Origin of the sequence: Psychrobacter sp. Pi2-51 (genome assembly GCF_904846665.1) — a bacterium.
GTDB classification, from domain to species: Bacteria; Pseudomonadota; Gammaproteobacteria; order Pseudomonadales; family Moraxellaceae; genus Psychrobacter; species Psychrobacter glaciei.
On sequence record NZ_CAJHBP010000006.1, the window covers coordinates 40,308 to 66,336 of the forward strand.

General features: G+C 43.0%; 22 protein-coding genes. 18 read left to right on the top strand and 4 right to left on the bottom strand.

Annotation, left to right across the window (positions count from 1 at the left end; genetic code table 11):
* Positions 1-311 precede the first annotated feature (311 nt).
* Both lolD and JMY08_RS04660 read right to left on the bottom strand, forming a co-directional pair.
* Positions 312-992 carry a lipoprotein-releasing ABC transporter ATP-binding protein LolD gene (lolD, locus tag JMY08_RS04655; RefSeq protein WP_201591445.1) on the bottom strand — a complete coding sequence of 227 codons (681 nt, stop codon included), beginning with the start codon at positions 990-992 and terminating at the stop codon, positions 312-314.
* A 116-nt stretch (positions 993-1,108) separates the two neighbouring features.
* Complete coding sequence (locus tag JMY08_RS04660; RefSeq protein WP_189584548.1) at positions 1,109-2,344, bottom strand: lipoprotein-releasing ABC transporter permease subunit; 1,236 nt, start codon at positions 2,342-2,344, stop codon at positions 1,109-1,111.
* 447 nt (positions 2,345-2,791) lie between these two features.
* Here JMY08_RS04660 and JMY08_RS04665 point away from each other — a divergent pair, with 447 nt between their 5' ends.
* Entirely contained in the window at positions 2,792-3,772 is a 981-nt protein-coding gene (locus JMY08_RS04665) for a hypothetical protein (RefSeq protein WP_201591448.1), read from the top strand.
* 158 nt (positions 3,773-3,930) lie between these two features.
* On the opposite strand, the gene JMY08_RS04670 is transcribed toward JMY08_RS04665, so the two are convergent.
* The gene (locus JMY08_RS04670) at positions 3,931-4,320 is read right to left on the bottom strand and encodes an SCP-2 sterol transfer family protein (protein ID WP_201591451.1); all 390 of its coding nucleotides are present in this window, start codon (positions 4,318-4,320) and stop codon (positions 3,931-3,933) included.
* Positions 4,321-5,185: 865 nt separating this feature from the next.
* Between JMY08_RS04670 and ccoN the strand changes: the two genes are divergently transcribed.
* From ccoN to JMY08_RS04700, 6 genes are all read left to right on the top strand, one after another.
* A complete protein-coding gene (ccoN, locus tag JMY08_RS04675; RefSeq protein WP_010199609.1) occupies positions 5,186-6,664 on the top strand; it encodes a cytochrome-c oxidase, cbb3-type subunit I in 1,479 nt (492 codons plus the stop codon).
* A 9-nt stretch (positions 6,665-6,673) separates the two neighbouring features.
* On the top strand, positions 6,674-7,312 hold the full coding sequence (ccoO, locus tag JMY08_RS04680; protein ID WP_201591481.1) for a cytochrome-c oxidase, cbb3-type subunit II: 639 nt from the start codon (positions 6,674-6,676) through the stop codon (positions 7,310-7,312).
* Complete coding sequence (locus JMY08_RS04685; protein ID WP_010199605.1) at positions 7,312-7,494, top strand: CcoQ/FixQ family Cbb3-type cytochrome c oxidase assembly chaperone; 183 nt, start codon at positions 7,312-7,314, stop codon at positions 7,492-7,494. Before ccoO ends, JMY08_RS04685 begins: the two co-directional genes overlap by 1 nt.
* Positions 7,491-8,639 carry a cytochrome-c oxidase, cbb3-type subunit III gene (ccoP, locus tag JMY08_RS04690; protein ID WP_010199602.1) on the top strand — a complete coding sequence of 383 codons (1,149 nt, stop codon included), beginning with the start codon at positions 7,491-7,493 and terminating at the stop codon, positions 8,637-8,639. Before JMY08_RS04685 ends, ccoP begins: the two co-directional genes overlap by 4 nt.
* Positions 8,640-9,128: 489 nt before the next feature.
* Positions 9,129-10,538, top strand: coding sequence for a cytochrome c oxidase accessory protein CcoG (gene ccoG / locus JMY08_RS04695; protein ID WP_194620049.1), 1,410 nt, complete (start codon positions 9,129-9,131; stop codon positions 10,536-10,538).
* Positions 10,539-10,713: 175 nt separating this feature from the next.
* On the top strand, positions 10,714-11,295 hold the full coding sequence (locus tag JMY08_RS04700; protein ID WP_201591484.1) for a FixH family protein: 582 nt from the start codon (positions 10,714-10,716) through the stop codon (positions 11,293-11,295).
* Between the two features lie 262 nt (positions 11,296-11,557).
* Here JMY08_RS04700 and ttcA read toward each other — a convergent pair whose 3' ends face one another.
* Positions 11,558-12,685 (bottom strand): tRNA 2-thiocytidine(32) synthetase TtcA, encoded by a 1,128-nt coding sequence (gene ttcA, locus JMY08_RS04705; RefSeq protein ID WP_201591487.1) that lies wholly within the window; start codon positions 12,683-12,685, stop codon positions 11,558-11,560.
* A gap of 228 nt (positions 12,686-12,913) precedes the next feature.
* On the opposite strand from ttcA, the gene queC reads away from it, so the two are divergent.
* The 11 genes from queC to JMY08_RS04760 all read left to right on the top strand — a co-directional run bounded on the left by queC (position 12,914) and on the right by JMY08_RS04760 (position 25,984).
* Positions 12,914-13,693 carry a 7-cyano-7-deazaguanine synthase QueC gene (gene queC, locus JMY08_RS04710; RefSeq protein WP_227679594.1) on the top strand — a complete coding sequence of 260 codons (780 nt, stop codon included), beginning with the start codon at positions 12,914-12,916 and terminating at the stop codon, positions 13,691-13,693.
* 229 nt (positions 13,694-13,922) lie between these two features.
* The gene (locus JMY08_RS04715) at positions 13,923-14,252 is read left to right on the top strand and encodes a hypothetical protein (RefSeq protein WP_189584517.1); all 330 of its coding nucleotides are present in this window, start codon (positions 13,923-13,925) and stop codon (positions 14,250-14,252) included.
* Positions 14,253-14,410: 158 nt separating this feature from the next.
* Positions 14,411-14,908, top strand: a complete 498-nt coding sequence (locus JMY08_RS04720; RefSeq protein WP_010199592.1) for a peroxiredoxin — start codon at positions 14,411-14,413, stop codon at positions 14,906-14,908.
* 132 nt (positions 14,909-15,040) lie between these two features.
* Complete coding sequence (locus tag JMY08_RS04725; protein WP_201591490.1) at positions 15,041-16,537, top strand: dihydrolipoyl dehydrogenase; 1,497 nt, start codon at positions 15,041-15,043, stop codon at positions 16,535-16,537.
* 151 nt (positions 16,538-16,688) lie between these two features.
* Positions 16,689-17,876: a mechanosensitive ion channel family protein gene (locus JMY08_RS04730; protein WP_227679595.1), complete on the top strand. Its 1,188-nt coding sequence runs from the start codon at positions 16,689-16,691 to the stop codon at positions 17,874-17,876.
* A 401-nt stretch (positions 17,877-18,277) separates the two neighbouring features.
* The gene (locus JMY08_RS04735) at positions 18,278-18,805 is read left to right on the top strand and encodes a peroxiredoxin (RefSeq protein ID WP_201591496.1); all 528 of its coding nucleotides are present in this window, start codon (positions 18,278-18,280) and stop codon (positions 18,803-18,805) included.
* 613 nt (positions 18,806-19,418) lie between these two features.
* Complete coding sequence (gene rlmKL / locus JMY08_RS04740) at positions 19,419-21,761, top strand: bifunctional 23S rRNA (guanine(2069)-N(7))-methyltransferase RlmK/23S rRNA (guanine(2445)-N(2))-methyltransferase RlmL (protein ID WP_201591512.1); 2,343 nt, start codon at positions 19,419-19,421, stop codon at positions 21,759-21,761.
* Between the two features lie 254 nt (positions 21,762-22,015).
* Positions 22,016-22,591 carry a TerD family protein gene (locus JMY08_RS04745; RefSeq protein WP_189584499.1) on the top strand — a complete coding sequence of 192 codons (576 nt, stop codon included), beginning with the start codon at positions 22,016-22,018 and terminating at the stop codon, positions 22,589-22,591.
* 294 nt (positions 22,592-22,885) lie between these two features.
* Positions 22,886-23,953: a DUF475 domain-containing protein gene (locus JMY08_RS04750; protein ID WP_189584496.1), complete on the top strand. Its 1,068-nt coding sequence runs from the start codon at positions 22,886-22,888 to the stop codon at positions 23,951-23,953.
* 480 nt (positions 23,954-24,433) lie between these two features.
* Entirely contained in the window at positions 24,434-25,009 is a 576-nt protein-coding gene (locus JMY08_RS04755) for a TerD family protein (RefSeq protein WP_189584493.1), read from the top strand.
* A 222-nt stretch (positions 25,010-25,231) separates the two neighbouring features.
* The gene (locus JMY08_RS04760) at positions 25,232-25,984 is read left to right on the top strand and encodes a TIGR00266 family protein (RefSeq protein ID WP_201591515.1); all 753 of its coding nucleotides are present in this window, start codon (positions 25,232-25,234) and stop codon (positions 25,982-25,984) included.
* Positions 25,985-26,029 lie beyond the last annotated feature (45 nt).

Sequence of the window (26,029 nt, forward strand, 5' to 3'; positions counted from 1 at the left end):
ATTACTCTGTCTGCACTACTCTTTACTGCATCCAATTATACTCAGCAAACTATAGTTGGCAACCTATTTTTTATACTCTACTTTATGATATTTCTTCTAAAGCGTGTCATCATTTTAAGCAGGGTGATAAAAATGAGCCCCATTGTAGCCAAACAAGAAAAAAAGCGAAGATAATATCGAGGTATTAACTGGATATTATCTTCGCTGTTTGGCAAAACTTAGCCATTGTTAGCTTATCTATATGACTGTTGATTGAATTGAGGACATACCTTAAATACTTAAATACTTAGGATACCTCACACTTAAGCCATTTAGTATTGTTCCCAATGACCATTACGCAGTAACAGCTGACGATCTGCCAATGCCGCCAAGTTACGGTCATGCGTCACCATCAGTAGTGCCGTTTGCATGGTACTTTGCAGCTCTGATAGTAGGCCAAAAACGCTTTGCGCATTGTCATAATCCAAGTTGCCCGTTGGCTCATCTGCCAATATGAGCGAAGGTTTGGTGACGAGTGCACGAGCAATGGCCACGCGTTGACGCTCACCGCCTGATAGCTCGCCAGGTCTATGCGCCAAACGATGCTCTAGACCAACGCTCTCTAATATCGCTATTGCTTGATCTCTCGCCTCAGTCGTTGATACTTTTGGGCGTAGTAGCAATGGCATCGCGACGTTTTCAATCGCTGTGAACTCTGCCAATAGATGATGAAATTGATAAATAAACCCTAAGTGCTTGTTACGCATCGCACCGCGTTCGGTTTCATTCATACTGTTTAATAGCTGACCATGCAACCAGACTTCACCGCTGGTTGGCGTATCAAGTCCGCCAAGCAGATGGAGCAAAGTACTCTTTCCTGAGCCACTGGTACCAACGATAGCGATACGCTCACCAGCGGTGACAGTCAAATCCAAGCCTGTCAATACTTGGGTGCTAACTGCACCTTCATCATATATCTTATTAATATTGGTCGCTTTTAGAATGGCAGACATAGCGCTTCCTTTATTTTATTTATACCGATATTCATGATTTTTTTAAACCTGACTAAACATTCCAGCCTTGAGCGCGCGAGTAAATCCGCGGCTCAATCCCTCGCTTATGGCTTTAATTATTCATAGCGCAGTGTTTGTGCAGGCTGAATTTTAGCCGCTCGGCGTGCTGGATAAATCGTGGCCAAAAAGCTCAATATGAACGATGCACCAGTAATCAATATCACGTCCGTCAAGCGCAGCTGTGATGGTAGGTAATTGACAAAGTAAGCATCAAAAAGATTGAGACCGAAGGCTTGATTAATAAAGCCTAGAATGTCGCTAACCGTGAGGGCAAATATAACGCCCAATATCGTACCCGCAATCGTACCGATGACGCCGATGACTACGCCTTGTACCATAAAGACCTGCGTAATCAGACGAGGTGACGCGCCAAAGGTCTTTAGAATCGCAATATCCGCTTTTTTATCCGTGACCAGCATCACCAAACTTGAGACAATATTAAATGCTGCCACTAGAATGATTAAGAACAGTAGCAATCCTACCATGGCTTTTTCCATTTGGATCGCCCCAAATAGATTGCCATGCGTTTGCGTCCAGTCATTCGGATAGAGTCGATCAGGGGCAATAGCAGCCGCTTTTTGAGCAGCAATGGGCGCGGTAAAGATATCATTTAGCTTCATACGGATACCTTGAGCACCAGCTGGCAGACGTAACAATTTGCCAGCATCACTCATCGGAATAAAGGCCATGAGGCTGTCCACTTCTGGACTGATACTAAAAATACCCGTGAGGGTAAAACGCTTAAAGCGCGGTATCACACCAGCAGGTGATGGCGATGCTTCTGGCAACACCAAAGTCACCTTATCACCGATACTTAAGCCCAGCGATTGCACCATCTCTTCACCCAGTACAATACTAAAATCACCAGCTTGTAGCGTGTCGATACTGCCTTCAGTCATATGATCGTTGATGATCGAGACATTTTTTTCGTACTGAGGGTCGACACCAGTGACCATAATGCCTGCCACTTGGCCATTCGACGTCAGCATGCCTTGTAATTGAATGAAGGGTGCCACAGCAGCCACTTCTGGATCTTCTTTGATACGATCTGCCAATTGTTCCCAATCGCCAATCACCTCACTTGAGATAACCGTTGCTTGCGGCACCATACCCAAAATACGGGTTTTTAGCTCGCGGTCAAAACCATTCATGACCGACAGTACCGTAATCAATACGGCAACCCCAAGGGTCAAACCTATCATCGAGATCAGCGATATAAAGGAAATAAAACCATTACTACGCTCTGCTCGGGTGTATCGTAAGCCGATAAATAACGCTAAAGGACGAAACATATTCAAACTCTTTATCTTATCTACGTGCGACTTTTATATGCGCCAAAACGAGCAGCGACAAACGCCTTATATATGGCGTCTGCCATACCAACATATAAATCGAACACAAAAATAGGGTTTAAAATAGGCCAGATTTGGCCATCAAAAGGGAGCTAGTTTGACACAATTTGGCAGATATGTGCCAGTCATTAGCAAAAACTGCGCGTATTTTTTAATAAAAATAGGGTTTTGTTATTATTTTTTATGAGGGGCTTGCTATTACTTGCGTCTATACCTATATATTGTATGCTAAGGACAATTGTCACTAACCCCTCATTGTTGTTTGCTGACCCTGTGCTGCTGACATTGCTGGCTATCATAGACCAATGATTGTAAATATTGGATGCTAGATAAGCAATCACAGCGTTAGGTCCAAACTTCATCGCTGACTTAAGTTTGAGTATTTTCATGACCATTAATTATCAGTATAAAAACATCCAATCTCCTACCAAAATCACATTATCCGACGAGCAAGCTGCGGGTCATGCCGATCATTGGCGTATTTTAACCGATGACATGAGTCAGGATGTGCCAGAGTGGCTACAAAAGATGATCGAAAAAGCAGCCATGCCCAAAGGTCTCAACCCCAACGTCAGCGCCAAAGACAGTTGCTTGTTGTTATCTGAAGATCAGCCTTGTCACATCAACCAAGTGCTGGCAATGAAAGACGGCAAACCAGAACGTTTTATCAACGCTTACCCTTGTGTTGACAGTCCTTATGGGCTGCATTGCAAAATAGAGCGTATCATCGCCAATGACAACTCGCACGACGCAGTACTGCGCTTACGTACGGCTGATGGCAGTATTATTTATGCCTTTGACCAGCTTTATACCGCCAATCGCCACTTATATCAACGCGACAGTTCGTATTTTGCGAATTTCAGTGCTTGGGCGCATGAAATTAAGCTGAGCGAACAGCAAGAAGTCATTATGGTCGAAGATCAAGAAGCCATCCGCTACCACCGCGCGTTTAACGACATCGTCGCTGCCAATGACGGCCAAATACCAGACGATCTACAAGAGCAAATCAAAGAATGGAAGCCTGAAACCAAAGAACAAATGGCTCCTGTAGAGATTAACTTGGGTCACATGTGTGCGTATCTGTTCGGTGATACTTTGGGACAAGAAGACGAGGCATGGTGCCAAGGTCAAGTACTTGGCAAGCAAGAAACTCTCTTTAACGGCAAATCAATCATCTTATTTGATGTGGTAATACTACGTGAGCAAGATGCTGACCCATTCGTGGTACGTATTGGCGCGCTCAATACAGTAGAGACTGCTTCTATCAAAGTACATGACTACATTCAGGCAAATGTTTGGCTACAAGCCGCCATTTACAAAGAAAATCAAAAGTCACAAGACGCGACGGCGCAATCAAAAGCCAGCTAAGCAATTTGACAACTCTTCTTACTACTACGTCATCGTGACAGTCACCGATCATAAAAAATCCCCTAACATAGCATTAGGGGATTTTTTTATGGTCGGTGTGAATAAGATTGATCAAAACTAACCGATTGGGGAAATCTAGAAAATACAGGCTTAAGCCGTTAAGCCATCGTCGTCATTGATTTGATACGCTTGTATAATTCTTTTTGCTCAGCACTTGGACGCGCAGTCTGTACCGCCATCAGTTGTGACATGTCACCTTCGACACGAATTTTGCCACCCATAAACGCACCCATAATTTCATTAGTGTCGAAATCAGTGATGATAGATTGCAAGATACTACGGTCAAGCAAGAGTGTCGTGGTCGCATTATCATTCAAGCCGCGATGCAACAAGCCATCGGCAAAGTTGGCTTCGATGTCTTTGTCCGTGTCGGACACTTTTAGGTTAATAATCATATTAGCCAGCGCTGGCGGCAAATTTAGCTCACCGGCTTCATTACCTAACTTCTCAACGTCATCGAACCATGCATCTGTCAAAAAAACTGCCATCTTATTATCCTTAATGAATGGGGCACTGGGTTCACCTTATGGATTACCGCCGCCCAATTATGTCCAAATGATTAAAATCGTTATTTTGTCATTGTTGTCATAACAATGGATAGGAAATCTACTATCGATATTCTTCAGCCTCATTATAAGGGGCGATTTGATGATAAGTAAAACCTATTTATAAGGCTAATGTTGCCATTGTTACAAAAATTTCTCTAGAGTTTGTCCTTGTACCCTGCAATTCGTATCATTTAACCCTCTAGAATAGTCTTAAAATTGGGTATAAAATAGGCTCCTAGCATAACTACAAAGAGTTGCCTGCCTATATTTTTACCAAAGAGTTTGTATTTTGCCGCATAGTTCTGATGATATTTGATTAGGATTGCGTTACAATACCCTTAAACAGAGTCGGGAGTTTTAACTAAACATTACGTTAATCTGTTTTTTTGTCAGCCGCCGCTAGCATACATCAATGGTCAATAATATTTTATTACCAGATGGATACCAGTATCTATCTTCGTTAGTGCTGTTATTTTCAGTAGTAATTAAGATAAATCCTTAACATCGCTAGATGTTTGATGCTTAATTATACGGCGCCACTCCTTATTCCCCTTAACGAGTTATTAACAATCCTACTATCAACTGGTTGTAAGCGAGATATTTTTCTAGCGCTTCCCCCTTCCTCTTTGCATCAGTAGATACCGAGTGGAAGCTTAGCTTGATAGTTAATAACCTTAAGATGATAAATGAGTCAAAAAACAGCATGTACCGCAGTCACTATTTGCTTGCATCAATTTATTTGATACAGATAGCGCGGAGAGTTAGTTAATTCTGTTGATAATTCGGGCTGTAAAGGAATCATCCAATGAGTTTACAAAACACAGCAGTCGCCCCAGTTGACCGTGAGTACGAAATTACTGTCGTAAGATTTTTTACGATAATGGCCGTTGTATGGGGCATCGTCGGCATGAGTCTTGGCGTGTTCATTGCTTCACAGTTGGCATGGCCAGCACTCAACTTTGACATCCCATGGCTGACCTTTAGCCGTCTAAGACCGCTACATACCAATGCGGTTATTTTTGCGTTCGGTGGCTCTGCCCTGTTCGCAACGTCTTACTACATCGTCCAGCGTACCTGTAAGACACGCTTGTTCGCACCGTATTTGGCTTGGTTTACCTTTTGGGGTTGGCAGGCTGTTATCGTTTCTGCTGTCATTACATTACCGCTAGGTTTGACCTCGAGTAAAGAATACGCTGAGCTTGAGTGGCCCATCGACATATTGATTGCGTTGGTGTGGATATCTTATGCCATTGTTTTCTTCGGAACACTCATCAAACGCAAAACCTCACATATCTATGTGGCTAACTGGTTCTTTGCCGCTTTTATTATTACGATTGCGTTACTACACATCGTAAATAGCATGGCGATTCCGGTTAGTGCGTTTAAATCATACTCGTTATTTGGCGGTGCAACCGATGCCATGGTGCAGTGGTGGTATGGACATAACGCGGTCGGTTTTTACTTGACGGCAGCTTTCCTTGGGATGATGTATTACTTTGTCCCAGTACAGATTGGTCGTCCTATTTATTCGTATCGTTTGTCTATTGTTCACTTTTGGGCATTGATTGCGTCTTATATGTGGGCTGGCGGTCACCATTTGCATTATTCGGCGCTTCCTGATTGGACGCAGTCATTGGCAATGGTGTTCTCCATCATCTTATTCGCGCCGTCTTGGGGTGGTATGATTAATGGTGTCTTGACGCTATCTGGCAGTTGGGATAAGTTACGTACCGATCCGATCATTCGCTTTATGATTGTGGCACTGTCATTCTATGCCATGTCGACATTCGAAGGCCCAATGATGTCTATCAAAACCGTTAATGCGCTATCGCATAATACGGATTGGACAATTGGTCACGTACACTCAGGTGCGCTTGGTTGGGTGGGCATGATTACTATTGGTTCGCTATATGTACTGTTGCCTCGTATTTATAATAAGCCAAAAATGTACTCTATCAGCTTAATCACCACGCATTTCTGGCTAGCGACGGCAGGGACTATCTTTTACATCGTATCAATGTGGATCTCAGGTATTGGCCAAGGCATGATGTGGCTGGCTACTAACCCAGATGGTACTTTGGTATATAGCTTCGTTGATACGGTTGAGTTCTCACATTTCCCATATATTGGTCGTGCTTTTGGTGGCTTCTTATATGTGTCGGGCATGTTTGTGATGGCATATAACGTTTATAAAACACTTAAGATGCCTGAAGGTAAGCCTGTAGATGTTGCTGATCCTACGGATCACGAATCTAGTGTCAATACCTCGACAGCTAAAGTATAAGGAGCGATCATGGCTGGTACACCGCATGAAATTATTGAAAAAAATACAGGCTTGTTGGTCATCGGTATCGTTATTGCGATTAGTTTTGCAACGTTAGTTGAAATCGTACCGCTGATTTATGATAACAAGGGTCCAGAAGAAGGTGGCGTGAACGCCCCACTACCTTCTATGGAGCCATGGACTGCGCTTGAATTTGAAGGTCGTGATATTTATATTCGTGAAGGTTGTCACGTCTGTCACACGCAGATGGTTCGCCCACTGCGTGCTGAAGTTGAACGTTATGGACCGTATTCACGTGCCGCTGAATCAACATGGGATCATCCATTCTTATGGGGTTCAAAACGTACAGGGCCTGACCTAGCACGTGTTGGTGGACGCTATTCGGAAGATTGGCAAAAGCAACATCTCATTGCGCCACGGTCACTAGTACCTGAGTCAGTGATGCCAGGTTTCCCTTGGCTTGCGACCAACGAAGTCAACGGTACGAACGTACAAACGAAGATGCGTCTATTCCGCGATCGTTTTGGCGTACCTTACACTGAAGAAGATATTGAAGGTGCTCCTGATGCTGTGCTTGGTGCCACTGAGCTTGATGCTTTAGTCGCCTACCTTCAGCAGTTAGGCACCGCAATGGAAGGACAGCGCTAATGGGTATTGGTGAATTACAAACAATTGCGACCGTCTCTGCCTTTGTTGCCTTCGTAGGCGTTGCATGGTGGGCGTATTCGCCAAAAAACAAAAAACGCTTCGAAGAAGATGCACAACTTGCGCTTGATGACGAGGATATAAAATCTCTGTCTGAAGAGCAGCGCAATAAGGATAAACGATGACATTTTTTTGGAGTTCTTGGATCACGCTATTCAGTTTCGGCTGCTGGCTTTTCATTCTTGGCGTTCTACTGTTTGTATTAAAATACAAGCCAGACGTCGAGGAAGACGGTACCACTGGTCATGAATATGATGGTATCCGAGAATACGACAAACCACTCCCTAAATGGTGGTTGGTGATATTTTTTGGATCAATCGTTTGGGGTGTCGCTTACTGGGTATTTTTCCCAGCAATGTTCCCAGCACACTGGGAAGGCATCGCCACCGTAGAAGTCGATGGCGAAACCGTACCATGGACCTCTAAGAACGAGCTATTCAGTGAGCTTGAAAGCAATAATAAAATCTTTACCGATAATTTTGAGCAAAGCATCTTGGTAAAAGCAGATGCAGCGGGCGCGACTGCGACATTGGGCACACTTAATGAGTTGCAAGCAACCATGCGTCGTAGTGAGACACCACCTGCAGATTTGCAAACACAAATTGATGGAAAAATTGCTGAGCTTGCCCCTTATATTGAAAAGCTGTCTGAAAATCCGAACGCCCTAAAAGTCGGTAGCCGTTTGTTCTTACAGAACTGTTCGGTATGTCATGGCTCGAATGCGAAAGGTGCAACAGGCTACCCTAACCTAACTGATAATGATTGGTTATATGGCGGCGAAGCACAAAATATTTTGACCACGCTACACAACGGCCGCGTTGGTGGTATGCCAGCATGGCGCGATCAGATCGGTGAAGACGGTGTGCGTGCAGCATCAGAATATGTATTATCGTTGTCGTCGAATAACGGTAGCAAAAGCAACGGCAAACTTGATCAGACATTGGTTGCTCAAGGTTCAGCTATCTTCCAACAAAATTGTGCGTTATGCCATGATAAAGATGGCAAAGGTATGATTTCAGCGGGTGCGCCAAACTTAACTGATACCATTTGGTTATATGGCGGCGAGCGTGAAACGGTACGTAATACTTTACGTTACGGACGCGCAGGTGTGATGCCGCAGTGGGAAACGAAGCTAGGTAATGAGCGTATTATGCTACTTGCTGCTTATATTTACTCTTTGTCAGACAAGCCAGCTAAGGCCACTCAAGCCCTACCTGTTACTGCTACTGCGCCAAAAGCAGCAGCACCGGCAGCAGCTACCGTTAACTAAGACTACTTTAGTCAGTCGTTATAGGATAAATGGATAAGATCGAAAAAAGGGAGAACTGTTATTGCAGTTCTCCCTTTTGTTTGGCAATTTGGCTGAAAATTTTAGTTTAAGCGCTTTCATGTCTTTGTCATGATACTTATTTACTCTGCAAAGCCAGCTGTGCAGGCGAATCGACGACAACTAGTCGGTCAATATAATTTGGATACAATGATTGTTTTTGAGCATTATTACCCCATTTATAGTAGGGATAATGCTAAAATAGCACGATTTGAAAACCACGAATCGATCGCCATTTTTAGTATGAATGGTTCAATCGTAATTAGCTATTTACAATCGCTCATTTGGTAGCAGGGTTCGCTGTTTTTTACAGTGATTATCCTACTCAGCTACTTACTGACATTGATAACATCGCACATCCCGACATCTTTTTATTATAGGTGTTTGTTCATCATGCCAGCAGACTGATTCTTTTTTTAAAGAGGCACGTTTATGTCAGCACCACAACCCAATAAAATCCCTGTACAGCAGATTGATCTTGATGCCACCAAGCATCGTATTCATCCTCGATTTATCACAGGTTTTTATCAAAATATCCGCGTCGTTAGTATGTATGCGTTTTTGGCGCTGTTTTTGTTACTGCCATGGCTGCGTTATAATGATAGGCAGGCAATATGGTTTGATGTGCCCTCGCAGCATTACTATATTTTTGGCATGACTTTTTTGACTCAGGATTTTTATTTCATTGCCGCCTTTGCGTTGATTGCCGCTTTTACCTTATTTATGGTAACGGTATACGCTGGTCGGGTATGGTGCGGCTATGCGTGTCCCCAAACGATCTGGACGCATCTATATCAGTATGTTGAAAAATGGGTGATTGGTGACCGTAATAAGCGCATGAAGTTCGATAAAGAACCGATGAGTGCAAAAAAAGCCTTTAAACGTGGTTTGGTATATTTTATTTGGTTTGTTTTTTCAATGATTACGGCGACTACATTCGTCAGCTATGTCTCCGGTACTGATAGCTTATATCATAGTTGGCAGATGATAGGCGTTATTCCCTTCCCCGATTGGCCTACGTGGATTTGGGTATCTGTCTTTATCTTTGCTTTTTCTACCTATGTGAATGCTGGCTACATGCGTGAGCAGATGTGTGTTCAGATCTGTCCTTACGGGCGCTTCCAAAGCGTTATGTTTGATAAAGATACGCTGATTGTCTCCTATGATTATGAGCGCGGTGAGCCACGAGGCGCGCGCAAAAAAGGGACCAATCCGGAACATTTAGGCGACTGTATCGAATGTCAGATGTGTGTGCAAGTATGCCCTACTGGTATCGATATTCGTGATGGTTTACAAGTGGCCTGTATTCAATGTGCCGCGTGCGTCGATGCCTGTAATGAAGTCATGGATAAAGTGGGTTATCCCCGTGGCTTGATTCGCTATACGACAGAACGGCAACTGGCAGAAAAAGAGAAAAGCCGAGTATTTCGCCCACGGTTTTTTGCCTATTTAGCGCTACTAACCGTGCTTTGCGGTGGTGTCGTTTATGCCTTGACCGATCGTGTCCCCTTAGAGATTGATATTCGCCGTGATCGTAATCAGTTGTCATCGATCAATACTCAAGGCATGATTGAAAACAGCTATATCGTCAAGCTAACCAATAAAACCCAAGAACCGCATACCTATAAGATAACCCTTGCCCCGCAAGAAGGTCTGAGTTTGGAATTGCGTTTTAATGATGTACCATTAGAAGCGGGTGAAAGCTTTGATATGCCCGTCAGTATTTATGGTGATCCTGATGTCATTGAATCTGGTCAAACACTTGTTACCCTAAATGTGAACAGCAATGATGGTCAGTACATGGTCAGTAAGCAAAACGTCTTTACCACCCAAGGTCAGTAGACGCTTGCGTGTGGCAAGTGTAGACTCATATATTTCACCCGTTAGTCATTGACGAGCGGGTTATAAATTATCATTAAACTGACAGCCGTTAGCCGTCAATTTATCCGTCGATACCACTATATAGATATCCGATAACTGGATATCTATAAACAGCTATTTGATTAATAGGTATTTTATGTCTACTCCAGCACCAAATTTTAAGCACCAAGATAGCCAGCCATGGTATAAAAACTATATGGTGGTTATCTTTGTGATTGGCATGCCAGCCTTTGTGGTGATTGCTTGCCTCTGGTTTGTTTATTACTCCTATCAGATCCGTGACAGTGTGGTTCGTGACGATTGGTATATGGATGGCAAGACGCTTTATCATGATGTGTCCCGTGACAAGCTGACTTATGACTTAGACCTGCATGGCGAGATGCAGTTTGCCGATGACGGTAATATTGTGTTTTATTTGAATTATCCTGAGCAAAGCTTACAATCGGGCAAATTACTTAATGGCACACCGCTTACTTATCCTGATAAATTAGATTTATCAATCTCCCATGCGACTGACATCAAAAAAGATCGTGATGTGGTGCTACAGCATCAAGAAGGTAATAAATATAGCGCTAAGGTAGATATTGACCCTGTAAAAGCCAAGTACTATTTGCAAGTGAGCAATGAAGGCAAAGATGATTGGCGTATGCAAGATGTGGCAAAATTGCCACGTTCAAAGGTTAGTTTTGACCCGCTACCAGTATTTTCTGAAAGTTAACTTATATAAATATAGACTTCGTAGATTCAGCGAATAATCAATTCATTAAGCCAAAAAAAACCAGCCATTAATAAGCTGGTTTTTTTTGGCTATTATTTGGCTATAGTGAGTGAAAAGTGATATCGAACCATCACGCACTGCTGATATCCATTTTTCTTGCTTGCTTTGCCTGCGCAGACAGAGGCGACAAAAAATTAATATCAGCAAAATTTAACCATTTTTAGCCCATTTGGATATTCATCGATTGAATTGAGGACACGCCCTAGATAACAGGATTAATTGTTGGAATCTTCTGTGTGGGCCGACTGCTTTCTATCGTTTTATCTGACTGTTGCTTACTGGCAAACTTTGGATTAAAAGTTTGCGTTTGTGGCGCTATTGGCAAGCCAATTTCAGCCAAGCTATTGGTCTGCCCTGCCTGAATATTATCCCCTTCGAATAGGCGTTCATTGTCATCACGATCAAGACTTAACCCTTCAAAATCAAACAATTCACGGTCTGCTAATTGCGACGGTGCCACGTTTTGCATGGCCTTAAAGATAGAGGCCAAACGCTGCGGATGAGCATTATCCCATTCGCGTAGCATGTCATTAATAATGGCTCGTTGTAGATTGGTTTGGCTACCACATAAATTGCACGGGATAATCGGAAACGCTTTGAGGCGTGCATATTCAATGATGTCTTTTTCTTCAACGTATGCCAATGGACGAATGAGCATGTTTTGCTTGTCATCGCTGAGCAGTTTCGGTGGCATGGATTTTAGCGTGCCACCATGGAACAAGTTTAGAAAGAAAGTCGCGAGCATGTCATCACGGTGATGACCAAGAGCAATTTTAGTCGCGCCAATTTGTTTGGCAAAACCATATAACGAGCCACGACGCAAACGCGAACATGCCGAACAATAGGTCTTACCTTCTGGCACCACGCTTTTGACAATACTATAAGTGTCCTTTTCTAAAATATAGTGGGCAATGCCCTGCTCGTTTAGATACGCTGGCAAAATATCCTCAGGATAACCTGGCTGCTTTTGATCTAAATTAACCGCGACGATATCAAAATTAATCGGTGCAATACGTTTTAGCAGCAATAAAATATCCAATAAGGTATAGCTGTCTTTGCCCCCTGAAACACAGACCATCACCACGTCACCCTCTTCGATCATATTAAAATCACGAATCGCCCAAGATACTTGTCTACGCAGTTTCTTCTGTAGCTTGCGAAACTGTTCTGATTGAGTAGGTGACAACTGCTCCGCCATCAACTCATCCTCAGCGGCATCATCATCTTCCATACTATCAGTCTCTAAAGTATAGTCTGCCCTACCTGCATCAGCAGACGTCTCATCAAACTCTGGCGTAATTTTTGGTGTAAACAAGGTCGCTGCAGTCATAAGTTACTCAATATCTTTACAAGGGTGATTTTGCTATACAGCAAACTGCTATCACAGTGCTGTCATACATGATGGGCAAGCGTTAACACTGATGCTTTAAAAGCAGCAATTATAACAAAATTTGCTAATAGATTGAAAAGAGGACATTAAATAACGGCTGCATGGTTATGTAATAGCCGTATTTTTGCTAAAATAACCGTTTTTCGTAAACCAATAATAGATACCATTATGACTAACGTTACTTCGCAAAGCACCTCCAATAATCAAGCCTCCGATACTGACTTGAATGCTCTGCATAAAAGCCAAAATGCCGTTGTGCTACTGTCGGGCGGGCTTGATTCGGTGACTTGTTTGTATTGGGCCAAGGCACGTTATGCGTCGGTGACTGCGGTCAGCTTCAACTATGGTCAACGCCATAATAGTGAGCTTGTCGCAGCCAAGACTATCGCCGAAACGGCAGCGGTCAACCATCGCATTATCGATATTGATATCGCTCAGCTTGGTGGCTCATCATTGACGGATCACAGTATGATGGTTCCTGATGGGGATGCAGAGAAGTTCCCTAATAAAAACCGTGATGAGATTGATAACGATGCCATTCCAAACACCTATGTACCAGCTCGTAATACCATATTCTTATCTTATGCCTTAGCCGTCGCTGAAGTGACCGACGCCAACCATATCGTTATTGGCGTCAGCTCAGTCGACTATTCAGGTTATCCAGATTGTCGTCCTGAATACATTGCCGCTTTTGAGCACATGGCAAACTTGGCGACAAAAGCGGGCGTTACAGGCCATCATTTATCCATTCAGACGCCATTACAGCAGCTGTCAAAAGCAAAAACCATCGAGCTTGGGCTGTCATTAGGTGTCGATTATGGTCAGACGATTTCTTGCTATCAAGCCGACGCAAATGGTCTTGCCTGCGGTGTTTGCGATAGCTGTACCTTGCGCCGCCAAGGATTCGCCCAAGCAGGTATCGCTGATCCTACTCATTATCAACCTTAACAGTTTAAGTACTCATAGCGACAGACAGTATAACTAAACATTAGCGAAACATTCGCTTGCATTAACACAGCACGCCGCCGTTGTATTTTAATTGCGATACTTGCTATGGTATGGACGATTCTCTCTGTCATCAGATAGACAACCGATAGAGAAATACCCTTATTTACCTCAATAATTTAATTTTTGAGTAAAAATCTACAAAATTGACGCTACCCTTGAGAGGATGTTTATGAAGTTTTTGCCAGTATTACCCCTAGCCCTAGCGGCTCTTTTTGCCATACCACAGGCCAATGCTACCGATATCGAGCAAGACAATATTAATACCTGTGTGAGCGGGGCCGTCAAATATAAAGTTGCTGATAAAAATAACGCGACCAAACTGTGCAATTGCACCATTGGCGTTCGTAGCAACATGACGATCGGTCAAATGTGGGAAATTGAAAGCTACGCCCAAGACAAGAAAGACCCATCAGGCCTATCTTACGTGAAGGAAATGCAAAAAGACTTGCAGCAATGCACCGTCGGCTTAGATCTAAAGAAACCACAAAAACCGGCGTAATTGATAAAAGGTTCAACACAAAAAAGACTGGTCATTACCAGTCTTTTTTGTTGCCAATGAATAAGTGAAGTGTAAAACTGAGTATTTATTTCTGCTAATCTGCCTATAATAAGACCACCATAATTTAAACAAACATTAAAATGACTAAGGACTTTACCATGGCTAAACCAACCACAGAAACTATTGCCCTGCCCGACTTTCCAGTGACGATGGTGCGTGAGCTCGATGGTCACTTTATTCATGATGACATTGACCTAAAAGACTTGGTTGCGCATACCGACAAAGGACTGATCCTTTATTTTTATCCAAAAGACAGCACTCCAGGCTGCACCACACAAGCGACAGAGTTCACGGCGCGTCTTAGTGAGTTTGATGATTTGGGCTATGATATTGTCGGGGTCTCCCGTGATAGTGTCGAATCTCATGAAAAGTTTATCGCGAAATATGATCTACAGATTCCACTTATCAGTGATAGCGACGAAAAACTATGCCAGTACTTTGAGGTCATAAAAGAAAAAAACATGTACGGTAAGGTAACGCTAGGTCTGGTACGCTCAGCTTTCGTATTCGATAAAGATGGCAATCTCACGCATGCGCAGCGCAATCTACGCGCCAAAGATTATACTGAACGTTTACTGACGATATTGGCACCATAACTTTTATTATGATTAGTGGCACTAATTATTGGTCATAAAATAGCGTTTATTGAGTCGCTGAGCACAAACGATTAAAAGCCAACGTCTTGTCAGTCAATCACATCCTATAAAATATAACTACTTGAGAATAATATGAAAAACCAGTCCGACACCGCTGTCGATAGCACAAACCATCAAGTCACCCGTAAAGTCTCTGTTGCCATCATTGGTGCAGGTACAGCAGGACAAAACGCCTTTCGCCAAGCCAGTAAAATCAAAGACGATGTCGTCATTATTAACGAAGGCTTTTGGACGACGACTTGTGTCACTGTAGGCTGTATGCCTAGCAAACTATTGATCGCAGCGGCTGACCGTGCACATGATGCCAACCATTCTGCTGAATTCGGTATTCATGCGACTGCCCAGATAGATGGCAAGCGAGTTATGGAGCGTGTGCGCGATGAGCGCAGTCATTTCGAAAGCTATCTCGAAGAGCAAGTAGATAGCTGGCCTGATCACAAAAAAATAGCGGGTCACGCTCATATCAATAAACAAGGTCTGATTGAGGTCAATGATGAGGTGATTAAAGCAGAAAAAATCATCGTGGCCACAGGTAGCTCCCCTTTTATTCCAGAAGGTTGGGCGGACAAGCTTGGCGATACCTTGCTGACCTCTGATACCGTTTTTGAGCTGCCAGATTTACCAAAATCTATGGCGGTCGTAGGTGCAGGTGCCATTGGCTTGGAGCTTGCCCAAGCATTTAATCGTTTGGGTGTGAATGTGACATTATTTAATCGCGTCAAAAAAGTTGCTGGACTGAAAGATCCAGACATTAGCAATAAGGCCATCGACTGCTTAAGCCGCGAGCTGACGATGCACTTAGGTAGTAAAATTAACAATGTCGGTGTACAAACGGCTGAAGGCAAGAAAGGTTCACTCGCTTTTATTGACTATGAAGACAGCGCAGGTGAGACACAGCAGTGGCAAGGGGAATACGTACTGGTCGCGACAGGTCGCCGTAACAATATTGACGAGCTAGGCGTTGAAAACCTAGGCGTTGTACTCGATGAAAAAAACCGCCCAAAAGATCTGAGCAAGAAAACTGGTCAAATTGGTGATTTGAATGTCTTTATCGTTGGCGATGCTAACGCCAATATTCCACTGCTACACGTGGCCAGCGATGAAGGTTTTAGTGCAGGTAATATGGTCTGTGACAATAAAGACGCCGCCTACATCCGTCCACCAGCGGTGCCCTTCTCTATCGTGTTTTGTTCGCCCCAAATCGTTAATGTCGGTATGTCTCTACCAGAAATACAACAAGATCCAGAGTTGGAATATGTCATTGGTCGCGTCAGTTTTGATAACCAAGGTCGCAGTCGTGTGATGGGTGTCAATTGTGGTCTATTGCATATCTATGGATGCAAAAAAACCGATAGAATCTTAGGCGCTAGCATGGTAGGTCCTGATGCCGAGTATATCGGTCATATACTCGCTATGGCGATTACCAATGACTTGAGTATCAAAGCCATGCTCGACACTCCTTTCTATCATCCAACGATACTAGAAGGTTTGCGTACCGCGCTACGTGATGTCCAGTATAAGATGGAGATACCTTTCCAATCTCAAGACACACAAAAAGATAACTCTTAATGGATACCTCAGTCACACTTTCCAAGAAGTGAGGGCTTAGTCTCAATCACCACTCATGTCATGTTTGATTGCTTTGATGACTTGAGGTAGTTTATAGCCAAGCATCTCGTGTACAAAACTTTGTACAAACACACCCTGCATGGACGAAAAAATGCCAATCGCCAGTGTTACCGACTTTTTTAAAGAGATTATTCGTGACCTGCATACTAGCCTTTATCTCGCTTTGGGCGGCTCTATAGACGAAGAGTCATTCGATTGGACATCGCAAGCAGTAGAGTTGGTTAGCACTGGTATCAAAATCCTAATACTGCTTGCGGTATTGGGGTTTTGTTATTGGTTGGCTATTTATATTGTCAAAAAAAGCAAATCCCGCATTCGACTGAATGAGCGCCGTGCCAAAATCGTCCGCTCCGTTTTGCGTTATATCTGGATAGTTACCAGCTTGATTGCCATTATGAGCCAAATTTACTTTGAGCCAGAGACTATCAAGGCCACTGCAAAAGCCAGTACATGGGCGGGTATTTATTATGTACTTTGGACGTCATCTGGACAGATTATTCACAGAGTGCTACAGCATTATGGTCTCAATGCTTCTATAGAGCAGCTGCTTCAAAACATCTTGTCAGTGCTGCTATTGGTACTCGGACTTGCCAGCGTCATGGCGCAATTTGGTTTTGATATTGTCTCATTGGTCGCAGGTTTAGGGATTGTGGGCTTGGCAGTCGGTTTTGCTGCCCAATCAACCCTTGCTAATTTCATTGCGGGTATCACCATTTTGCTCGAACAATCTTTTCAGGTTGGCGACTGGATTCATATCAATGACAATGAAGGTCGTGTCGTACTCATTGCGTTACGCACCACTCATATTTTGACTCGAGACAACATCACCGTCATTATTCCCAACTCTAACGTTGCCTCCTCCGAAGTGACCAATTTAACCTCCAAGAACTTTATTCGCTTTGATATTCGTGTGCGTATCGCTTTTGAAGATGATGTCGACACTGCTCGCAAGGAAATTTTGCAAGTCCTTGCTGATACTGAAGTGGTGCTCAATCGTCCTGAAAGCTCAGCCACCGTGGATGAAATTGGTGAGTACGGAGTGTTTTTTATCGTGCGTTTTTGGGTCAAGCCTGCCGCTGTCGCGCGCATGCCCAAAATCAAGGAAGGTCTAAAAGAGGATATCAAGCGTGCCTTTGATGATGCCAATATCTCCACCCCTTACCCGCATATGCGCCTACTGATGCCAAAAGATGTTGATTATCCTATCGCCACCAAACCTTTTGCGACCACAACGCAGGTCGTATCAGAAAAACGACCACTGACAAAGGATGATAAATAACGTTTATTAATGGGTGTCCCTAATCTGGAAAAGTAAATTCAAAAATCTTAAGCGACAGAGACTACTTCAAACATGGTCCTCTATGATATGGCCAAAGTAGCTAGCGTAGCTTGTAAGGTCTAAAAAAAGCTCATATATTTTGATAGCTTATATAGTTAGTCCAATATGAAAAAGATACAGCGGGACTGGGATGAATTTTTTGCAGCCTCTGTCGGCATAGGCACAGCAAGCCAGAAAAATTTATAACAGTTTCGCGTTATTAAATAACTTATCCATTTTATTTAGTATTAACTATATATTGAATATAAGCCTAAAGATTTGCTTATGGATTACTATAACTATTATCATATAAATGCAGCATTTTGAAAACAAAAAGACAATAACCCAAATCGGAGTAAATAATGATTACCCATGTCCCTGATGTGACTTTCAAAACTCGTGTTCGTGATGAATCTATTGGAGGAGATAACCCATTTACATGGTATGACCTCACCACAGATGAGTTATTTGCCAATAAAAAAGTGGTTGTGTTCTCACTACCAGGTGCCTTTACGCCAACGTGTTCGACCAGCCATCTACCTCGTTATGAAGAGCTTTACCCTGAGTTTAAGGCGTTAGGCGTAGATGAAATCGTTTGTATTTCTGTCAATGATGCCTTTGTCATGTATCAGTGGGGCCTAAAGCAAAACCGTGAAAACGTTTTTTTGCTGCCTGATGGCAATGGTGAGTTCACTCGTAAAATGGGCATGCTGGTTGATAAGAGTAATCTTGGCTTTGGTATGCGCTCATGGCGTTATTCGATGCTTGTCGACAACAAAGCCATCAAAAAAGTGTTTAAGGAACCTGATTTTGGCGACAACTGTCCAATAGACCCATTTGAAGTATCAGATGCAGACACCATGTTAGATTATTTGAAAAGTAATGCTTAATCACAATGCTTAAGTACATTGACTTTTGACTGGTATTATCAGGCGTCGATAAATTCTTAAGTACTGAGGCTCGAATACTGAGGCTCAAATACTGTCGAACTGCCAAACTGCATAGTCCTTGAACATAAGGGCTACGCAGTTTTTTTATGTTTTTTACAAGAACCTCTATCACTGAGCGGTGTTATTTTCCTCATTTGACTGCAATTTATCTCATTTGTATTACCATACTAAAATGAGCACACGCCCTAGATTAAAAACCAATAATGCGCCATTTTTTTAATCTGACGCTATAGCCAAAATATCCTAAAAATGTGACGGTATTGCTGATATTAATTTTTTGTAGCCTCTATCTGCGCAGGCACAGCAAGTAAGAAAAATGGATATCAGCATTGCGTGGTGTATCTGTACTATTTTTCACTCACTATAGTTTTCACTCACTATAGATAGCAGTAGTTTTAATAACACCTTAACGCCAAAATTTTAAACGCCGTCTTTTAATCAAAGCCACTTAAACCATCCATAGCGTAATTATGGTAAAATTGACGGTTAAACATCTTATCTTATGATGTGCCTTATTTATCATTACTTATCAATTTAGCCCACAGGTATCCGTATGACCGAAACAACCGCGCCAGCCCTTGCCGCCGCATCTTCACCAGCGTTGTCAGAAGCACTTTCACCAGCGATCTCAGCAGAGTTGTCACTTGAGCTGATTATCACTTGTGCCGATGGGCTTGAGGCACCACTACAGACTGAGCTGACGAGTTTTGGTATTGCAAGCGATATCAAAAGTACGGGCCGTCTGACCGTTACGGGTACGTTGCGTGACCTATATACTATTTGCCTATGGTCGCGGGTAGCGTCACGGGTATTGATGTTAATCAAACGCAGAAACATTAATGCTGAGTATGATGTGGCTGAGCAGCTTTATGGTTTGGCAAAATCGGTCAATTGGACGGAGCAATTTAACCTAGAGCAAACCTTTGCCATCCGTCTTTCCGTCGATAAACGCGTCGCCGTCAGTCAACAGTTTGCGATGCTACGTATCAAAGATGCCATTGCTGATACGTTTAATGAGGTTTATGACAGTCGCCCTAACGTCGATAGCAAACATCCAGATTTTGCTATTTTTGCGACGGTCAATGATAAGCAAGCCGAACTGTATTTAGATTTATCAGGCACCAGTTTGCATCGCCGTGGCTACCGCGTGGCGATGACCGAAGCACCATTAAAAGAAAACTTAGCAGCAGCTTTGCTTTATAGCGCAGGCTGGCATAAAAAAAATGATGCTGGCGACGCACCTTTCTATAATGCCTTAGTCGATCCAATGTGTGGCTCTGGCACCTTTATCATTGAAGCGCTACTCATGCATTGTGATTATGCGGTGGGTATCGACAAAGCTGCCAATCAATTTGGTTTTTACCAATGGCAGCATCATGACGAGACGCTATGGCAGCAGATGATTGATGACGCCCAGACACGTTTCCGTGAAGGCTTAGCAATCGCTAACGAGCAGCCAGATACCCTACCGCTCATTTTGGGTTTTGATGCCGATAGTGGCGCGATTATCGCCACAGAAAAGAACCTGATTGCCGCTGGTTTACAAGACTTGCTACCGCTACTCGACATTGAAACCCGCGCCCTTGACCAGCTAAGCAGCGTGCTAAAGCCGTTGGTCGATGATGGTCGATTGAGCAATCCTCTAATTATCACCAACCCACCTTATGGCGAGCGTTTGGGTGATGAAGAGATGATTAAGCCTTTGTATCAAGCGATTGGGCTTATATTGCAAGACAGCTTTGCTGGTAGTGGTGTCGATCCGATGCTTGGTATCCTGGCCTCTCATGTCGAGCAAGTCGATATCTTACCGATTAAAGAGCCAAAAACCTTACGCTGTCATAATGGTGCTATTACCGTTTATTTCCGCTATGGCAAGTTGATTGCAGGGCAAACAGGTAATCTTGTGAGCCGCTTTGAGAAACGTGATATTGAAGTAGAAGACGGTCAAGACTTTATCAATCGCTTGCAAAAAAATCTTGCTAAACTCAAGAAACTGGCTAAAAAAGACAATGTCAGTAATATCCGTGTCTACGACGCTGACCTGCCTGACTTTAAGGTGGCTATCGACTTATACGGTGACTATGCGCACGTGCAAGAATATGCACCACCAAAGACCATTCCACCCGAGACCGCGAAGAAGCGCTTTAATCTAGCTTTGATGGGTATTCGTGAAGTGTTTGATATTAATCGCGAACAAATCTTTATCAAAACTCGGGCACGCCAGTCTGGTAATGATCAGTATAGTAAGCAGAACACCACAGAAAAGCGTGGCAAGTTTCATGTTGCTCGCGAAGATGGCGCGTATTTCTACGTCAACTTTACCGACTATCTCGATACCGGTTTGTTTATTGACCATCGTAATATGCGCGCTCGGATTAAAGACAACAGTCGTAATAAATCAGTATTGAATTTATTTGCTTATACCTGTACCGCAAGTGTACATGCGGCATTGGCTGGCGCGAAAAAAGTCACCAGCGTTGACTTGTCACAGAACTATCTCGATTGGGGCAAGCAAAACTTTGTGCTCAATGGTTTGGACGTCAGCCGCAATAAATATCAATTCGTTGCTGCCGATATTTTTGAATGGATTAAGGAAAATACCGAGCAATTCGATATTATCTTTATCGATCCACCGACCTTTTCAAACTCGAAAAAGTTCCAAGGTACTTTTGATGTGCAGCGAGATCATGCCGCTATTATTAATCGCGCGATGAACCGCTTGACCGCTGATGGTGTGTTGTATTTTTCTAATAACTTTACGCGCTTTGAGCTCGATGAGCAATTAATCGAGCGCTATGACATCGTTGATATCACCCAAAAAACCATTGGCTTCGATTTTAATATCAAAAAACCCATTCATCAAAGTTTTGAGATTCGTCACCGTCAAAGCCTGTAATCAAGCGCTTATCGATACAAGAGTACTAGACAAATAGAGAAATTCATTGCAGCAGTCTAGCTACTCAAAATTTGGTTTTTTTGCTCAACGATGATGAAACACAATAATGACCCAATCGGCTTTGATTGGGTCATTTTTTGTTGTTATGATAGAGCGTTATCAAGCGATGGTCTTGCACCAATTTTGGTTCAACATCGCTTTTATTTTCATTATTTCATACCAAAAATTTTTACGCTAACAACAGGGACAATCTCATGGCATTATCACTTAATAAAGGCGGTAATTTATCGCTAACCAAAACTGATCCAAATTTAACCAAGCTACTTATAGGTCTTGGCTGGGATGAGCGTGCTACTTCTGGTGCTGAGTTTGACCTTGATGCCAGCGTATTTTTATTAAACACCGCTGGCAAAGTACGCGGCGATCATGACTTTATCTTCTATAATCAGCTCAAATCTGACAATGGCGCAGTTGAGCATACTGGTGACAACCGTACTGGCGAAGGTGACGGTGATGATGAAGTCGTCAAAGTAAACCTAACCCAAGTACCTGCCGATGTCGATAAAATCGTCGTCACTGTCACCATTCACGATGCGGCAGCTCGCAGCCAAAACTTTGGGCAAGTAGCCAACGCTTTCATCCGTGTCGTCAATGAAGATACTGGCACCGAAGTAGTACGTTTTGATTTGGCAGAAGACTACTCTGTTGAGACCGCAATGGTATTTGGTGAAGTCTATCGTCATAACGGCGAATGGAAATTCCGCGCCGTTGGTCAGGGCTATTCTGGCGGCTTGCAAGCCATGTGTCAGCAATACGGCGTTGATATCTAAACCCGTGTTTAGATGATATCATTATCACAATTGGGGTGATAAGCACTGCTAAAACTAGCGTTCAAAGCACCTTTATTAGTTAGCTATGCTAAGTAGCTTTGTAGAGTTCTGAATAAGCTAATGAATAACGTACTTTTAGTTGCAAAATAGCCACAATTATTGATAGCTAAACGACCAATAATGCTTTATGTTTCGTTTAGAATTATGCATAAAAAAGTGGTTAGCGATAACCGCTTTTTTGTGCTGTGTCTATAATAGACAACCTTAGCTTTACGCAACTAGACAGGATGTGTCATGAGACATTTTTATTTAGACTTTATCTTCACGGCCATTGCCTTAGCGGTCGCGGCATGGTGGGGATATTCACATGGCGGTATGGGTGGTATGATTTCCACTCTCTCGATTACTGCTATTTTGGCCGTTATGGAAATCTCGTTGTCTTTTGATAACGCAGTGGTCAATGCCTCAGTCCTAAAGGGCTGGGACGAATTTTGGAAAAAGATATTTTTAACGGTTGGTATTTTAATCGCCGTATTTGGTATGCGCTTGGTGTTCCCCATTGTCATCGTCGCGGTTACCGCTGACCTTGGTATGATGCAAGTTATAGATTTGGCATTGAACGATCCTAAAGAATACTCAGCAAGACTAATGGCACATCATGCTGAAATTTCAGCATTTGGTGGTATTTTCTTACTACTGGTCTTCTTAAACTTTATATTCGATGAAAAAGAAGTGCATTGGTTTGACTGGCTTGAGAGCCGTCTTGCGAAGCTAGGCAAAGTGGATGCCATGAGCGTCTTCGTTGCGCTTATTGTCTTGATGATTTCAGTATCTTGGGCCACCGCTGAACAAGCTTCTGCCGTTTTGATTGCGGGTGTTTGGGGTATCTTAGTTTACCTTGGCGTACAGGTAGTCTCTGGTATGCTTGAAGGTGATCTGGAAGAAGATCTAGAAAACGGAGAAAATGGCTCGGGCGCTGCGGCGACCAGCGCGATTATGAAAGGCGGTATTATTGGCTTCTTGTACTTAGAAGTTCTTGATGCCTCTTTCAGTTTCGATGGCGTGATTGGCGCATTTGCAATTACCAATGACGTTATTGTTATTATGCTCGGTCTTGCAATCGGTGCAATGTTCGTGCGTTCGATGACGATTTTCTTAGTCGATAAAGGCACGCTTGATGAGTTTGTCTATCTTGAGCATGGTGCGCATTACGCCATCGGTGCTTTAGCCATTATCATGCTGTTATCGGTGAAGTTTCATGTACCAGAAATTATCACTGGTCTTATCGGTATTGCCTTTATTGGTTGGGCGTTTGTGGCCTCACTCAATTATCGCAAACAAGAAGCAAAATCTCTTAACTGATAAATAGTGAGTTTGAAGCGTAGTAAGCATCAAACATAATACGTTTTGTTTAGCATAATACGTTTTAATGACAGGTTATACCAAGATGTTGGTATAACCTGTTTTCGTTTATGAGCATTTTTTATTTACGGCATGCAACTTTTACAAAGTTTTTCAGCTGCTTATTATCTGAGCCTTTAGCCAACTTCTGAAGACTCATAAAATACTTTGCGATAACAATATCTTAACCACTGTTACTAGGTTTGTTAAAAAGTATCAGAGTTGCAGCACTGATATGTCCCTTAGTAACCATCTGGTAAGCGCACAAAATACGCCTTGCTTAGTGAGCAAACGCTTAGTATAGTAAAACGTAATGATATGCAGGGTATGGCATACAGGTAGTTTTTTTATGATTTACCCACATATATCAGTCACTGCATAATTTTAGTTCATTTATTTCACAACCCAATCCACTTAATTATTAATCTAAAGGATATCTATATGGCTATTAGCTTAACAAAAGGCGGCAACGTAAACTTATCAAAAGAAGCACCAGGTTTGACCAATATCACGGTCGGTCTTGGCTGGGATCCACGCGCCACTGACGGTCAAGAATTTGACTTGGATGCGATTGGCTTCTTGGTCAATGAAGCAGGTAAGGTTCGTAACGACCAAGATTTTATCTTCTTCAATAACTTAAAATCAGACAATGGCGCGGTCGAGCATACTGGCGATAACCGTACTGGTGAAGGCGATGGTGATGATGAAAAAATCAAAATCAACCTTGCTAGTATCCCTGCTGATGTCAGCAAAGTTGCTATTTGTGCCATCATTTATGAAGGTCAAAGCCGTAACCAAAACTTCGGTCAAGTAGGCGAAGCCTATATCCGTGTCGTAAACGACAATGGCGATACTGAAATCGCTCGTTATGACCTATCAGAAGACGGTAGCACTGAAACTGCGATGATCTTTGGCGAGTTGTATCGTCACAGCGGTGATTGGAAATTCCGCGCCGTTGGTCAAGGCTTCAGCGGTGGTCTTGGACCATTAGCCGGCTCTTATGGCGTCAACGTTTAGACGTTTATTAATAGCAACGTTAATCACTCAAACAGTTAATAGCGGCAGTCAGACACCTGATTGTTGGCTATCTACATAAGCCATCAAGTGTGCCCTTTTAAAGCATTTGATGGCTTTAAATTTAATAGCGTCTCTAAAATCAATCAAGTTAACGATTTAGAATCACAGATGTCGCATTAAAAAAGCATATTTCAACTGTATTAGAATAAGGATTTGCACCCCATGGCCGCAACGTTTAGCTTAATCGGTACCATTGAGCCTTTTTTACATTGCAACCTCAAAAAAGGCGACTCGATCTATTGTGAAGCCAATGCGATGGTCATGATGGAATCCAATCTTGAGCTTAAAGGTAAGCTGCAAGGTGGCCTCATGCAATCATTGATGCGCCGTTTTGCGAACGATGAATCATTGTTTCAGCAGCAGATTGAAGCGGTGAATGGTGAAGGCGATTGTTTGCTTGCGCCAACCTTGGATGGTGATATGCAAATCATTGATGTCGGTAATCAGCAATATACCTTGAGCGATGGCGCTTTCGTCGCTGCACAAACGGGTGTCGATATCAGAGCCAATATTCAGCGTAACCTTGGCGGCGCAGTGTTTGGTGATACTGGTGGCTTTATGGTTATGCAGACGCAAGGTCAAGGTCAGGTCGTGGTATCTGGCTTTGGCTCGTTGTTTGAGATTGATGTCACCCCAGACAAAGACGTCATCATCGATAATGGTCATGTGGTCTGCTGGGACTCAAATCTTGAATACAAGCTGTCGGTCTCAACCAGCAAGAAGAAAGGTATCATGAGCAGCATCATAAATTCAGTCACTAGTGGCGAAGGCATGGTGTTGAACTTCTCAGGCAATGGTAAAGTCATCATCTGCTCACGCAATCGTGACAGCTATCAAGGCTGGCTACAAAGCATCTTGGGCAGTAGCTCCGGAGGTCGTGGTGGCGGTGGTGGTTTTTTAGATAATATTTTATAACTTAGTTTTTCAAGACAATTTTACTCACAATTTATCACCCACAAT

Bases quoted from the DNA above. Each gene is read 5' to 3' on its own strand.
- lolD (WP_201591445.1), bottom strand. From the start codon at position 992: ATGTCTGCCATTCTAAAAGCGACCAATATTAATAAGATATATGATGAA.
- JMY08_RS04660 (WP_189584548.1), bottom strand. From the start codon at position 2,344: ATGTTTCGTCCTTTAGCGTTATTTATCGGCTTACGATACACCCGAGCA.
- JMY08_RS04665 (WP_201591448.1), top strand. From the start codon at position 2,792: ATGACCATTAATTATCAGTATAAAAACATCCAATCTCCTACCAAAATC.
- JMY08_RS04670 (WP_201591451.1), bottom strand. From the start codon at position 4,320: ATGGCAGTTTTTTTGACAGATGCATGGTTCGATGACGTTGAGAAGTTA.
- ccoN (WP_010199609.1), top strand. From the start codon at position 5,186: ATGAGTTTACAAAACACAGCAGTCGCCCCAGTTGACCGTGAGTACGAA.
- ccoO (WP_201591481.1), top strand. From the start codon at position 6,674: ATGGCTGGTACACCGCATGAAATTATTGAAAAAAATACAGGCTTGTTG.
- JMY08_RS04685 (WP_010199605.1), top strand. From the start codon at position 7,312: ATGGGTATTGGTGAATTACAAACAATTGCGACCGTCTCTGCCTTTGTT.
- ccoP (WP_010199602.1), top strand. From the start codon at position 7,491: ATGACATTTTTTTGGAGTTCTTGGATCACGCTATTCAGTTTCGGCTGC.
- ccoG (WP_194620049.1), top strand. From the start codon at position 9,129: ATGTCAGCACCACAACCCAATAAAATCCCTGTACAGCAGATTGATCTT.
- JMY08_RS04700 (WP_201591484.1), top strand. From the start codon at position 10,714: ATGTCTACTCCAGCACCAAATTTTAAGCACCAAGATAGCCAGCCATGG.
- ttcA (WP_201591487.1), bottom strand. From the start codon at position 12,685: ATGACTGCAGCGACCTTGTTTACACCAAAAATTACGCCAGAGTTTGAT.
- queC (WP_227679594.1), top strand. From the start codon at position 12,914: ATGACTAACGTTACTTCGCAAAGCACCTCCAATAATCAAGCCTCCGAT.
- JMY08_RS04715 (WP_189584517.1), top strand. From the start codon at position 13,923: ATGAAGTTTTTGCCAGTATTACCCCTAGCCCTAGCGGCTCTTTTTGCC.
- JMY08_RS04720 (WP_010199592.1), top strand. From the start codon at position 14,411: ATGGCTAAACCAACCACAGAAACTATTGCCCTGCCCGACTTTCCAGTG.
- JMY08_RS04725 (WP_201591490.1), top strand. From the start codon at position 15,041: ATGAAAAACCAGTCCGACACCGCTGTCGATAGCACAAACCATCAAGTC.
- JMY08_RS04730 (WP_227679595.1), top strand. From the start codon at position 16,689: ATGCCAATCGCCAGTGTTACCGACTTTTTTAAAGAGATTATTCGTGAC.
- JMY08_RS04735 (WP_201591496.1), top strand. From the start codon at position 18,278: ATGATTACCCATGTCCCTGATGTGACTTTCAAAACTCGTGTTCGTGAT.
- rlmKL (WP_201591512.1), top strand. From the start codon at position 19,419: ATGACCGAAACAACCGCGCCAGCCCTTGCCGCCGCATCTTCACCAGCG.
- JMY08_RS04745 (WP_189584499.1), top strand. From the start codon at position 22,016: ATGGCATTATCACTTAATAAAGGCGGTAATTTATCGCTAACCAAAACT.
- JMY08_RS04750 (WP_189584496.1), top strand. From the start codon at position 22,886: ATGAGACATTTTTATTTAGACTTTATCTTCACGGCCATTGCCTTAGCG.
- JMY08_RS04755 (WP_189584493.1), top strand. From the start codon at position 24,434: ATGGCTATTAGCTTAACAAAAGGCGGCAACGTAAACTTATCAAAAGAA.
- JMY08_RS04760 (WP_201591515.1), top strand. From the start codon at position 25,232: ATGGCCGCAACGTTTAGCTTAATCGGTACCATTGAGCCTTTTTTACAT.